The 13,125-nt window shown below is 71.6% G+C and carries 9 protein-coding genes and 1 pseudogene; 3 read left to right on the top strand and 7 right to left on the bottom strand.

Features of this window, described 5'->3' with window-relative positions:
• The 4 genes and pseudogenes from OM076_RS28845 to OM076_RS28830 form a co-directional block, all read right to left on the bottom strand.
• Positions 1 to 412 (bottom strand): annotated as a pseudogene (locus tag OM076_RS28845) (hypothetical protein); the annotation flags it as partial.
• A complete protein-coding gene (locus tag OM076_RS28840; RefSeq protein ID WP_270043582.1) occupies positions 413 to 691 on the bottom strand; it encodes a hypothetical protein in 279 nt (92 codons plus the stop codon).
• 43 nt (positions 692 to 734) lie between these two features.
• Positions 735 to 1,700 (bottom strand): NADPH:quinone reductase, encoded by a 966-nt coding sequence (locus OM076_RS28835; protein WP_270043581.1) that lies wholly within the window; start codon positions 1,698 to 1,700, stop codon positions 735 to 737.
• Entirely contained in the window at positions 1,700 to 2,974 is a 1,275-nt protein-coding gene (locus tag OM076_RS28830) for a mandelate racemase/muconate lactonizing enzyme family protein (protein ID WP_270043580.1), read from the bottom strand. Before OM076_RS28830 ends, OM076_RS28835 begins: the two co-directional genes overlap by 1 nt.
• A 116-nt stretch (positions 2,975 to 3,090) precedes the next feature.
• Here OM076_RS28830 and OM076_RS28825 point away from each other — a divergent pair, with 116 nt between their 5' ends.
• Together OM076_RS28825 and OM076_RS28820 are read left to right on the top strand one after the other, a co-directional pair.
• Positions 3,091 to 4,095 carry a hypothetical protein gene (locus OM076_RS28825; protein ID WP_270043579.1) on the top strand — a complete coding sequence of 335 codons (1,005 nt, stop codon included), beginning with the start codon at positions 3,091 to 3,093 and terminating at the stop codon, positions 4,093 to 4,095.
• Positions 4,096 to 5,067 (top strand): hypothetical protein, encoded by a 972-nt coding sequence (locus OM076_RS28820; protein WP_270043578.1) that lies wholly within the window; start codon positions 4,096 to 4,098, stop codon positions 5,065 to 5,067.
• Here OM076_RS28820 and OM076_RS28815 read toward each other — a convergent pair.
• Both OM076_RS28815 and OM076_RS28810 read right to left on the bottom strand, forming a co-directional pair.
• On the bottom strand, positions 5,042 to 7,093 hold the full coding sequence (locus OM076_RS28815; protein ID WP_270043577.1) for a M14 family zinc carboxypeptidase: 2,052 nt from the start codon (positions 7,091 to 7,093) through the stop codon (positions 5,042 to 5,044). The genes OM076_RS28820 and OM076_RS28815 overlap by 26 nt on opposite strands.
• 97 nt (positions 7,094 to 7,190) lie before the next feature.
• Positions 7,191 to 10,655, bottom strand: coding sequence for an amidase family protein (locus OM076_RS28810; protein WP_270043576.1), 3,465 nt, complete (start codon positions 10,653 to 10,655; stop codon positions 7,191 to 7,193).
• Positions 10,656 to 10,820: 165 nt separating this feature from the next.
• On the opposite strand from OM076_RS28810, the gene OM076_RS28805 reads away from it, so the two are divergent.
• Positions 10,821 to 11,300, top strand: a complete 480-nt coding sequence (locus OM076_RS28805; RefSeq protein WP_270043575.1) for a DUF1707 SHOCT-like domain-containing protein — start codon at positions 10,821 to 10,823, stop codon at positions 11,298 to 11,300.
• A gap of 503 nt (positions 11,301 to 11,803) precedes the next feature.
• Here the strand turns inward: OM076_RS28805 and OM076_RS28800 are convergent.
• Entirely contained in the window at positions 11,804 to 13,105 is a 1,302-nt protein-coding gene (locus tag OM076_RS28800; RefSeq protein ID WP_270043574.1) for an aminotransferase class I/II-fold pyridoxal phosphate-dependent enzyme, read from the bottom strand.
• Positions 13,106 to 13,125: the final 20 nt, after the last annotated feature.

The following is a 13,125-nucleotide window of genomic DNA, read 5'->3' as shown; positions in this document are numbered from 1 at the left end:
CCGCGCCGCTCGCGCCGCCGCCCGCCGCGCCACCGAACAACTGACCCGCCGTCGCCGCCGCGGCGCCGCCGCCCGCTGCGCCGCCGAACAACTGGCCCGCCGTCGCCGCCGCGGCGGCACCTCCCGCCGCGCCGCCGAGCAACTCCGCCGATCCAGCACCCGCACCCGCCGCGCCGCCGCTCGGGACGAACCCGGCCGCGTCGAACCGCGCGAGTGAGCTGGGGCCCGACGGGCCAGGACGGCGGCCGTTCAGGAGCCGGGCGACCGCGGCGTTGCCCGCGTGGCGTTGCAGCGCAGCGATCTTCGCCGCGGTCAGCGGCGCAGCGAGACTCGGGGCCTCAGCAGCGACCGCGGGTGCCGGTTCGTTGACGACCGGCGCCTGCTCGACCTCGCGCTCCCGGCTCGGGTCCACTTACTCAGGCAGCTCTTCCGGCAGTTCCTCGACCGCCGGGCCTTCGGCTTCCGTCTCTCCGGGCGCTTCAGCTTCGGCTTCGGGCCCTTCGGCCTCCAGCCCATCCTCTTCGCGGGCCACCACGGCGCGCGAGGCCGCGGCGCGGGCCACGGCCTGGTTTCCCACCGCGGACGCCCACCCGAGCGTTCCGGCTTTCAGCGGCGGCGCCGGCGAGGCTGCCGGGCGCGCTCGTTCTTCGCCGCTGCGTTCCACCTCTGGGTCCCGCCTGCGATCCAGCACGGCTGAAACCGTACCGGTCAATCCGCGTCCGATGGGGAACCCATCAGGGCAGCTCGATGACAACCTTGCCCGCCACACCGCTTTCGACGGCGTCATGGGCACCGGCGACATCGTCCAAGGCGAACCGATGCACCGGCAACGGGGTCAGTGCGCCGACCGCCACCGCCTGGCTCACACCATCCACCGCGGCGCGCAGCCCCACCCGCGGGATCGTGTAGACGAGCACGAAGCGCAGTACGAGGTTGGGTGTCATCAGCGCCCGGATCGGCACGTCCGCCGACGGCACATCCGCCGCATAGGTCGAGATCACCGCGAACGGGGCGGCGACCTCCAGGTCGAGCGAAAGGTTCGGCCCCAGCGCCAACTCGACGATCCGCGACACACCGTCCGGTGCGGCAGCGCGGATCTGCGCCGCGGCGTCGGGGTCGCGGTAGTTGACCACCACCGAAGCACCCGCGACGTCGGCCAGCACGCTTTTCTCCGGCCCGGACACGGTCGAGATGACCCGCGCGCCCGACCACACCGCCAGCTCGATCGCCGCGTGCCCGACCGCACCCGCCCCGCCCGCGACCAAGACATCTTGCCCGTCGATCGGCCCGTCCGCCCGCAGGCAGTGATACGCGGTCAAGGCCGGGATCCCCAAAGACGCACCCAACTCCAACGATGCCGAAGCCGGCAGCGGCACGGCCTGCTCGGACGGGACGACGCAGAACTCCGCCGCCGTCCCCCACTGCCGCTGCCACGCCGCGAAGTACACCCACACGCGCTCGCCGACGCGCGCCGAGTCCACTCCAGGACCCACGGCATCGATCTCACCCGCCCCGTCCTGCCCCGGCACCTGGAACTCGAACGGCACCTCCGCACCCGCGCGCGACTTCCAGTCGGTGGGATTGACCCCCGCGACCAACACCCGCACCCGCACCTCGCCCGGCCCCGGGACCGGCGTCTCGACCTCACCCACCGTCAGCACGCCGGACGGACCCGGCGCCGTGTAATAGGCGGCCAGCATCACTCGTCGAAGAACGGTTCGCCGGGCCGCGCGTACTGCCGCGCAAGGTCCAGATTCAACGTCACGCCCAGCCCGGGTGCGTCAGGCACCTTGATCCTCCCGCCATCGATTACCGGCCCGTCGAACCCGACCGCCAGGTCGTTCCAGAACGGCACGCTCATCCCGTGCCACTCCAGCGCCAGGAAGTTCGGGATCGCCGCCGCCACGTGCACATTCGCGATCGTCCCGATCGGCGACGCGATGCAGTGCGGCGCCATCGAGATGTAATGCGTGTCGGCGTAGTCCGCGATCCGCCGCGTCTCCAGCAGCCCGCCGGTCTTCTGCGGATCCGGCGCGCACACGTCCAGCGCGCCGCTCTCGAACGCCTCGCGGAACCCGTGCCGCATGTACCCGTTCTCGCCGGTGCAGATCGGCACCGAGGTGGAGCGGGTGACCCGCGCCAGGGCAGGCACGTTCTCCGGCGGCACGGGGTCCTCGAGCCACAGCAGGCCCAGCCCCTCGAGCTCGTGGCACAGTCGCGACGCATCCGCGACCTGGTAGCGCCAATGGCAGTCGAAGGCGACGTCGACCGACTCCCCGACCGCGTCGATCACCGCCGCCGCCAAGCCGACCATGTACTTGATCTCCGCCCGCGACAGCGTCCCCGACGCCGTGTCCTGCATGAACGGCGTCGGCACGTCGAGATCGAACTTCAAAGCGCTGAACCCGAGGTCCGCCACCACCTGGCGCGCCCGCGCCGCGTACAGCTCGGGCGTGAAGACCTCGTCCGGCACCCCCTTCGCGTACGCGCGCCCGTGCTCGGGGTTGCGCACCGAGCCCGCCGCAACCGCCGAGACCGGTGACTGGCCCCAGCGCGCCGGTCGCTCGACCATCGTCGCGTCCATCGAGTGCAGCGCCTCGCCCGCGTGACAGTCCGCGTACATCCGCACGGAGTCGCGGAAGCGGCCGCCGAGCAGCCGGTGGATCGGGACGCCGTAGGCCTGGCCGACGAGATCCCAGAGCGCGGCCTCGATCCCCGAGATCGCGTTGTAGACGATCCCCGCCGACGACCCCGCGCCGGACGAGCCCCAGCGCAACTTGGCCCACAGGCGGTCGACGTCCCGCGGGTCCTCCCCGATCAGCAGCGGCGCGAGATCGCGCACGATCGACGTCAGCCCGGGCGCGCAGAAGCATTCGCCGAGACCGGACAGCCCCGAGCCCTCAGCGTCCACGCGCACGAACGTCCAGTCGTAGTTGGCCTCGACGACGGCGGTGTGCACTCCGGTGATCCGCATTCCGCGGCCATCGTCCCAGAACCGATTCCCCGCCGAGGCCTAGACGCATGTCCAATGACCAACCGCCGATCGCCGCCCTACCTTGCGGCACTCATGGACCGGAACGGAATCTCTGAGTGAATCGTCGTCGCGCGATCCTCGCGGCGGCCGCCGCCACGCTGGCCACGGCCGCCTTCGCCCCCGCCGCACACGCATGGACGGAGTTCTCCTTCTCGAGCCAGAGCGGGACCACCGCGCTCGTCGAGGTCGACGCCACGGCCGCCCACAACCGCCTCGAAGTCGTCCGCGGCGCCACCCTGCTCGCGCAGTCGGCCGGCGATACGGTCAGCATCAGCGACGACCTCCACGCCGGCGACGTCGCCAACCTCTATTCCGGCAACGCGCTCGTGGCGACCGGCACGTACGACGGCCTGCCCAAGCCTACGAACGTCTGCATCGGGCACACCGCGTTCTCGGCCGCCCGCGCGCAGAACGCCACGATCTTCGACGCCGGCGCGTACCGGCCGGTCGCCGGTTCGGTCGAGTGGGTCGCCGCGACCTGGACGGCGGACGCGGACGCCGTCGTCACCCTCCGACGGCCGCTCGTCGCCGGCGACACGGTCTACGTCACGACCTCCGTCACCGACGGCACCGCCGAGGTGCGTTCCTCGCGTGGCGAGCCGGCGATCCGCTGCTGGTACGACCCGCCGACCGACGGCACGCCGCCGCCCCCGCCCCCGCCGCCGCCGACTCAGGCGACGATCCCGCCTTCGGAGCTGATCCCCACGAACGCCCAGATGCTGGCGATGGTCAAGGGCTCGCTGTCCGTGTCGGGCTCGAGCTTGAAGAGCCGGACGACGCGCCGCCTCGCCCGCTCGAGCTCGGTCGCGCTGCCGTTCGCCTTCCCCGAGCCGGGACGCGTGGACCTGCAGCTGGTGGCCAAGCACAAGGTGATCGGCACCGGCACGAAGACCTCGGCGATCAACGGCAAGGCGATCATCACCGTCACCCTGACGAGCGCCGGACGCAAGCTGCTCAAGCGCTCGAAGAAGCTCAAGGTGACCGTCAACGGCATCTTCGCGGCGTCGCGCACCGGGGCGGAATTGTCTCGCGCGAGCCTGAGCGTGACAATGAAGGGCTAGATGCCTGACCTGCGCTCGTTCGTCATCGCCTTCACGACCGCCGCGGCCCTGGCCGCGGCGGGTGCTCCCGCGGCCCTCGCCGACATCAACTTCGTCGCGATGCCGGGCTACGCCGGGGTGGAGCTCGATGACGACGCCGCGTCGCGGCTGGAGCTGGTGCGCGACGGCGTGGTCATCGCCTCCTCCGACGAGGGCGTGATCTCCGTCGACGCGCTCGAAGTGGGTGACGTCGCGCGGGCGTACGCTGGCGATACGCCGGCGGGCAGCGCGACCTACGACGGCACGCCCGTGCTCAGCGACGTTTGCGTCGGCAGCGCCGCCTTCACCGCGACGCGCGCGCCCGCGGCGGCCTTCGAGTTCGCGGGCGCGTTCAGCGACAACGCGCTGGACCCCGTGACCGGGACGTGGGACAGCAACCCGACCGCACGCATCACCCTCGATCGCCCGCTCGCCGACGGCGACATGGCGATGGTGGCCGTCGGGAATGACCGGCTCGACCCGCCCGTCTTCTCGATGCGGATGGAGCCCGCGGTCGCCTGCACCGGCGCGCCGACCAAGCCCAAGCCGACACCCACCGGCACCCCCACGCCGGCCCCGGGCGCGAACGGGGAGCCAAAGGCCCCGGCTCACAAGCCCGCCTTCGCGGCGACCGTGCACGCCGCGGGCGCCGCGCTGGCGCGGCGCAAGCTCGCCCACCGCGCCCACGTCTCGCTCCCGTTCGCCTTCCCCGAGCCGGGCAAGGTCCAGTTGCGCATCGTCGCCCACGGCCGGACGATCGCCGTCGGGAGCCGGACCGCGGCCGGAACGGCGAAGGTCACGCTCAAGCTCTCCGCCGCCGGTCGCCGACTGCTTCAGCGCAGCCCGCACCTGAAGGTCACGCTGAAGGCCGTCTTCACGCCCTCGCGCGCCGGGGCGGCACCCCAGCGCGCGAGTACGAAGGTGACCCTTACGGGGTCGTCGTCGAGAGCGTGAACGTCAGCGTCTTGGCGTAGGTGCCGGTGCGCAGCGGCTCATTGGCCGCGATCGACTGCTTGAACGCGATCGCGACCGCGTCGTTGGAGACCGGCGCCGCGTAGGTCTTCACCGTGCTCGGCAGCGGATTGCCCGCGACCAGCAGCGGCGAAGCCAGCGAGAAGGTGCCGTTGACGAGGCGACCCGGAGCGGTCGTGCTCGGGTCGCTGGCGGTCAGCGTCGCGTCACCGGCGGTCGAGATGACCGTGGCCGACATCGTCGCCGTGTAGTCCTTCGCGACACCCGCGGTGAACGGGCCGAACGACGCCGACGCGCCGAGCGACAGCGACAGCGTCGCGGGAACGGTCCCGCTCACCGGCGCGTCGGTCCGGAAGCAGTACCGGCGCTGGGCGGTGGTGAGCATCGGCAGCGGCGCCGCCGAGTCCAGGATCGGCGCGATCAGGCCGCGGTAGGGCTGCTTGAGCGGGACGAACACGCCGCCCGCCGCGGGCTCGACCTTGATCCCGTGGATCGCGAGGCGCTGCGCGACGGTGCCGTCGGGATCGGCCTTCGTGTAGTCGATCTCCGGGATGAAGTACCCGCACGGCGACGGCGTCAGGATCGCCGAGGCCACTGGCGTGTCCACGTCCGGCTGGTCGTTCGGGTTCGCACCCACGCTGGCGACCAGCGGCCACGGGTAGGAGCCGCGCAGCACGGTCCGGCTGTTGGGCACGTCGGAGGTCTGGAACGCCACCGACCGCGCGACCGCGGCGAGGATCTGCGGCATGCGCGCGTCGAAGTACCGCATGCCCTCCCAGTTCTCCCACAGGTGGGCGTAGACCTTGCGGTTCTCGTTCGGCCGCGAGTTGGTGTTGCCCTCGGCGGGCCGCGTGACCCCGCCCGCGGCGCGCGCCTCGCCGAGCATGCTCAGGCCGTTCTTCAGCGCGCCGGTGTTGCGCAGGATGCCCTCGTGGCTGTCGCCGCCGGTGCTGTACGGCCCCATCCACCAGCCCGACTCGGCCGCGTGGTTGTACATCCAGCCGTTGACCATGTCCCTGCCCTCTTCGAAGAGGCTCTGCTCGACGTTGAGATGGCGGGCGCCGAGGATCGGCAGGTCCTCGCTGTCGCCCTCGTGGTTGTCGACCATGACGTCGGGCGTGTAGTCGCGGATCATCTCCGCGAAGCCCTTGGTCTCGTTCTGCGTGATCAGCGCGTGATCGCGGTTGAGGTCCTGGCCCGTGGTGTTGCCGCGGGTGTTGTGGGCGCGGCCGTCGGCGTTGATCGACGGCACCATCAGCACGACCATCTTCGTCAGCATCGCCAGGATCGCCGGGTCCTCGGTGGACGTCAGCTGGCGTGCCATCGTGAAGCACGACTCGCGGCCGGAGGCCTCGTTGCCGTGCACGTTGCAGTTGATCGCGTACGTCGGCTTGGCCGAGATCTCCGCCGCGGTCTCCGGCGGCTTCGGATAGCCGATGATCCACAGGTTCATCGGCCGGTTCTCGAGCGTGCGAGCCAGCTCGACCACCCGCATGCGGTCGCTGGCGGCGTCGAGCGCGGCGGTGTACTGCGCCTCCTCGACGTCTGAGGTGTAGACGTTCGTGGTGCGCGACTCCCACGCCGTGCGCAGCCCGCCGACGGCGCCGGTACCCGGGATCGGCAGCGTGGTCTGCGTGACCGCCGTCGAGTAGGGCTGTGGCTGGGCGGCGCTACCCGTTCCGATGCGCGCCCGCACGCGCCACGAGTAGCGCCCGCCCAGTACGTACCCCGACTCTGCGAAGGACGGCTTGTCCGGCGTGACCGTCCGCTGCGACTGCCAGACCCCGACGACCGTCGCCGCAGCCGTCGGCTGGTCATTGGCGTCGACCGGCGTGCGTTCGATCTGGTAGTCGGTCGCTCCCGCGACCGGATTCCACTTCAGCGTGGTGAACCCGACGTCCTGCGTCGCGGTCAACCCCGTGACCTGATTGGGCTCCTGTGCGCCCGCAGCGCACGGGAGGACCAGCATCGCGGCCATGACCACCGCGAATACGCCCTTGCCCCTCATTATTCCCTCCCCGTAGGAAGGGTAGAAAACTACCCCACCCCTCCACGCCCGCAATTGCGCGGGCGTGGAGATGAATCAACGGTGAGTGATTGAACCTTTAAGGGTTCGTCGTGGACAGCGTGAACGTGAGCGTCTTGCTGTAGGCGCCCGTACGCAGCGGGTCGGTCGCGGAGATCGGCTGCGTGAACGTGACCGGCACCATGTCGTTGGCGACCGGGCCGGCGTAGGTCTTCACGACCCCCAGGCCCTGGAGCGGCTGCGGCAGCGCGAAGCTGCCGTTGACGAGGTACCCGGGGTGGTTGGTGCTCGGGTCGGTCACGGTGATCGCGGCGTCACCCGCGCTGGAGATGACGGTCGCGGTGGTCGTCGCCGTGTAGCTCTTGGCGATGCCGGGCGTGAACGCGCCGAAGGTGGCCGGCGTCCCCAGCGTCAGCGAGAGCGTCGCCGGGACGGTGCCGCTGACCGTCGCGGCGGCGGCGTCCGCGTTGGCGGGCGTGTTCGGCGCGCACGCGCGCGTGGTGACCGTGTACGCGTTGCCCGGCACGCAGCGCCACAGGCTCGGGTTGATCTCGCTCGGCGGCTTGCGCAGCTTGGTCGCCTGCTCGTAGGCGTAGCCGAAAGCGAGCAGCTTCGCCTCGCTGTAGGCGGTGCCGTTGAACCCGATCCCGACGGGATCGCGCGAGCCGGCCGCGTACCCGGCGGGCACGACGAGCTGCGGGTAGCCGGCGCGGGCGCCGATGCCGGTCAACGTGCCCGCCGGCGTCAGGATCGCCTCGACGTCGTCGGCCGGATCGGCGGTCCCGCGGGTGAGCTGGTTGTCGATCGCCTGCTGCGCGGCCCGGCGCTGGGTGTCGCGCGCCGTGACGTAGGCGGCGTTCTGCGCCGGGTCGGTGAGGTCGGTCGCGTCGCTGGCGATCACCTGCGACTGCCCGTACTTGGTCGCGTCCGCCGGATGGGCGGCGTTGTAGTTCTTGATGTCGGTCAGCGTCTTCATCGGCGCGCTGGCGGGGAGCCGGCCGAGGTAGGCGTTGAGGTCGCGCTTGAACTCGGGGGTGAGGATGTCGAACGGCGCGTTGGAACTGGGCGTCGACACCGTGACGGTCGTCGCGCCGAGCGCCTGCACGACGCTGACCGCTGCGACGTACTGGGCGTTGGTGTTGGCGATCACGCCGATCCGCTTGCCCGCCAGCGCCGTCGGCGAGAGCGCCGCGAGGTAGTCCGGGACCGTGTCCGGCGCGGTCGCCGTGGCCGGGTCCTCCGGATCCTTGCCGGCGATGGCGCCGAGCTCCGCCGCCGCGTCGGCGACGGTGCGCGTCATCGGGCCGGCGGTGTCCTGCGTGGCGCTGATCGGCACGATGCCGGTGCGCGAGACGAGGCCGATCGTGGGCCGCAGACCGACGATCCCCTGCGCCGCCGAGGGCGACACGATCGAGCCGCTGGTCTCGGTGCCGATCGTGATCGTGGCCAGGCCGCTGGCCGCGATCGCCCCCGACCCGCTGGACGAGCCGGACGGCGTGATGTCGGCGTTGTACGGGTTCAGCACCTGGCCGCCGAGTGACGAGTAGCCGCTCGGCATCCCGCTGGTCAGGAAGTTCGCGAACTCCGACAGGTTGGCTTTGCCGAGCAGGATCGCGCCGGCGGCGCGCAGCTTCGCGACGACCGGCGAGTCCTTGTCGGGCACGCTGTTCTCGAGCGCGACGGACCCGGCGGTGGTCGGGATGCCGGCGGCGTCGAGGTTGTCCTTGACGATCACGGGGATGCCGTGGAGCGGGCCGCGCACGTGGCCGGCGGCGCGCTCGGCGTCCAGCGCCGCGGCCTCCTGGAGCGCCTTCGGATTGAGCCGGCGGACCGCGTTGATCGACGGTCCCTCGGCGTTGGTGAGCGCGATCCGCTGCAGGTAGGCCTTGGTGAGCTGGGTGGCGGTCAGCGTGCCGGCGGTCATGCGGGCCTGCAGGTCGCTCACGGTCGCCGTCTCCAGCGGGAAGTCGAGCGTGACGCCGGTCGCCACCTCGCGTCCGGGCGGGCACGAGCGCGGAGCGCCGGCGTAGCAGCGCCAGACCGCGGGGTTGATCTCGCTCACCGGCCTGCGCAGGTTGGACTTCTGTTCATACGCGTAGGCGAACGCGAGCAGCTTCTCCTCGCTGTAGGCGGTGCCGTTGAAGGCGATGCCGACCGGCAGGCGGTTGGCGGTGTTGTAGCCCGCGGGCACGACGACCTGCGGGTAGCCCGCGCGGGCGCCCGTGGTGGTCAGCGTGGCCGACGGGGTCATGATCGCGTCGAGGTTGTTGGTCGTCAGCGCGGTGTCGATCGCGGTGCGCGAGGCGGCGCGGCCGCCATCGCGGTTGGCGACGTAGGTGGCGTTCGTGGCCGGGTCGCTGAGGTCGATCGCCTGGCTGGCGGTCAACTGGCCCTGGCCGAACTTCAGCGCCTCGTCGGCGTGCGCGTCGTTGTAGGTGATGATGTCCGCCAGCGACTTCATCGGCGCGGTCGCGGGCAGGCGGCCGAGGTAGGCGTTGAGGTCACGCTTGAACTCGCTCGCGACGACGTCCGGGAAGTTCTGCGCCGGGGTCGGGGTCGGGATCTGGACCGTGGTGGCGCCGAGCGCCTGGATCGCCAGGATCGCCGCCTGGTACTGCGCGTTGGTGTTGTTGATGACGCCGATGCGCTTGCCGTTGAGCGCCGTCGTGGTGAGCGCGGCGAGGTAGTTCGGGACGGTCGCGGGGGCGCCGTCGGTCGCCGGGTCCTGCGGGTCCTTGCCGGCGATCGCCTGCAACTCGGTGGCGGCGTCGGCGACGGACTTGGTGATCGGGCCGACCGCGTCCTGGGAGGTACCGCCCGGGAGCATGCCCGCGCGCGAGACCAGGCCGAGCGTCGGACGCACGCCCACGCCTCCCTGCGCGACGGCCACGGTCACGAGCGCGCCGGACGCTTCCGCGCCGACCGTGATCGCGGCGAGACCGGCTGCCGCGGCGGCCGCGCTGCCGGACGACGGCCCGTTCGGCGTCGCGTCGACGTCGTACGGGTTCAGGACCTGGCCGCCGAGCGACGAGTAGCCGTTCGGCAGGCTGGTGCTCATCAGCCCCGCGAACTCGGTCACGTTCGTCTTGCCGACGATCACGGCGCCGGCGGCCCGCAGGCGGGCGACGACCGCGGAATCGGCGGCGGGAACCGAGGACTGCAGCGCGACCGAGCCGCCGCTCGTGGGCAGCCCGGCGACGTCGAGTTGGTCATTGACCAGGACCGGAATCCCGTGCAGCGGACCCTTCACGTGGCCGGTCGCGCGCTCGAGGTCGAGCAGCGCCGCGTCCTGGAGCGCGGCGGGGTTGACCACCCGGACCGCGTTGATTCCCGGGCCGCGCGCGTTGACCGCGGCGATCCGGTCGATGTAGGAGCGCGTCAGTTGCACGCTCGTGAGCTGACCCGCGGCCAGCTTCTGCTGCAGCTCGGAGACACTCAGCGTCTCCAGATTGAGCGGCGGATCCGCCGCTCTGGCCTCCTGCGATCCGACGAGTAGTAGCCCGACCAGCAGGCAGGCTACGCGCACCAGCTTGAAGCTCGACATCGGTTCCCCTCTCCCCTCCCTGGACCCTTTCGCGCCGAACTCAACCCGGCGCGGTGCCGTCCGTCAAGCGACGATCGATAAACGTCGAGTGGATCGGGTGGGGTTAGCCAGAGACTTGTCCACGCGTTCTTGCAATCGCGCTGCAGAGCCCCCACACTGGATCCCATGACGTACTCCGAGCTCCGTGCGTCCGACGCCGAACGTGAACGCGTGGTGACCTTCCTGCGCGAACACGCGCTGCTCGGGCGCCTCACGGATGACGAGCTCGAGGACCGGATCGGCCTCGCGTACGCATCGGTGACTGTTGGCGACCTCGAGAAGCTGATCGGCGATCTCCCGCGCGCCAATCACCCGTCCCGGCGCGCGCCCGCGCCGCGCCCCCGTACGGCGGCCCGCCCGTCGCGCCACCGCCAGCACGGGCCGCCGCCCGCGCTGATCGGCCTCGGCATCGGCGCGCTGCTGGTCAGCGGCGTCGGTGTGGCGATCGTCGTCGCGATCGTCGCGGTCGCCGTGGCGCTGCTCGCGGTCGTGTTCGCGGCGAGCATGGTCCTTGGGCCGCTGCTGCTCGTGGCGCTGCTGGTGATCGCGATCGGCAAGCGGCACCATCGCCGGCCGCAGTCGTCGCACTGGCACCCGCAGTACTAGGGACGCAAAGTCAACTGCGCCGGGTGGGGGAGGGGGGGTGGCGAGCCACCCGTCCTGGGCTGCCGTGAGTCCGTCGCTCGGCGCGGCTCTGTTGCCCGAAATCTCGTGCTGGGATACCGACAGTTACGGGCGTGGGCTGGCCAGCGTGTCCCACGCTCGCGCTGTCCCGGGTCGCCGTGGTTGAGCGTGCGCGTTTGCGGGCCTAAGCGGCGGGTTTCGATCAGGTTCCCACTGGTCGAGTTGGCGCGCTGGTGGGGGTTCGTACGCTAAGTGCGGTCAGGCCGCACTAGGAGTACGCACCCCCGTCGCGCATGACTTCGTTGCTCGCCGTAACCGATCACCGGCAGGCCCGGCGCGGACGGGGGTGTCAGTACCACGCCCGTAACTGTCGGTATCCCGGCACGGCACTTCGACCCCAACAGAGCCGCGCACCGGGCGGGTCCACGGCGAGTCAGATCCGGAGGGCGCGCCACTCCCCCACCCGGCGCAGTTGACTTTCGGGCCTAAGGCAGGTCTTCAGGCGTCAAGCACCACCGCAACCCAACGCGACGCCGCCGCACCTCCGCGACGTCCCGACGCACGTCGCGGTCGTGCAGCAACACCCCCGCGCACGCCGCCGCGATCGCAGGCATGTCGTCCTCGATGAAGCCCTGACGCGTGATCGCCTGTGTTCCGAAGCGGACACCGCCGGACGGGTCGGACGGAATGCCGATGTCCGATGCGAGCAGGTTGGACTCCGCGAGCTTGACGGCCGCGGCGGTTCCTCCGCCCGGGATCTCGATGGCCACGTGGTGGGAGGTGGTGTAGCCGCGGTCCGCGCCGCCGACGACGGCGAAGCCCTCCTCCGCCAACGCCTCCGCGAGCGCTTGGGCGTTGGCGATGCACTGGTCGGCGTACGCGCCGGCTGAGCGGTCGCGTTCCAGCGCTGCCGCAGCGAGCGGCACGAGCCGGGAAGCGTCGTAGTTGGCGAGCAGCACCGGATGGACGGCGTTCGCGACCTGCTCGGCCAGTTCGGCGTCGTTGGTGACGATCACCCCGCCGGGCGGGCCGCCGAAGGACGTGTAGGTCGAGAAGGTCATCAGGTCCGCGCCCTCGCGCAGCGGGTCCTGGAAGCGATCTTCAGCAATGAGCCCGGCGACCTGCGAGGCGTCGTAGAGCAGCGGGATGCCGTGCCCGCGCACGACGTCGGCGATCGCGCTCAGGCGGTGCGGGAAGAGCATCAGGCTTCCGCCGAGGACGAGCAGCCGGGGGATCTCCCAGCCGAGGAACTCGTCGAGGGCGTCGAGGTCGACGTCGAGCGCCTCGGTGTCGTAGGGCAGCGCCGCGACCCGGAGGCCGCGGACGCTCGCCACGCCTGCGGCGTGCCGGCCGCCCGCCCAGTCGGGGAGCACCGCGATCGTGTCGCCCGGATCGGTCAGCGCCGTGTACACCGCGAGGTTCGCGAGCGTCGCGCTCGTCGGGCGCACCTCGGCGAACGCCGCGCCCATCAGCCGCGCCACGGCCGTGGCGGCCGTGACCTCGACGACGTCGATCGCCTCGAGTCCCGGCTGGTACTTCGTCCCCGGGTAGCCCATGCTCGGCTGCGCGGCCAGCGCGCTCTCGTGGAGTGCGGCGACCAGCGGACTCGGGACGTTCGTGCCCGCGTTGAGTTGCAGGGTGTCCTCGTCGAGCCGCTGGGCGTGGGAGTGCGCGGCGGCCGCGGCGCGCTCGAGCGCTTCGGCGGGATCGGACGGCAGCGCGGCCTCGACGGCGGCCAGACGCCGGCGGGCGGCTGACGAGGCCCAGGGTGCGGTGTAGCTCTCCACTGGGGCGTAGGGTGTCAAAC

It is taken from the genome of Solirubrobacter ginsenosidimutans (assembly GCF_027587205.1).
Note: the sequence above shows the minus strand (reverse complement) of the source record. Positions and strands in the feature narration are given on the sequence as shown.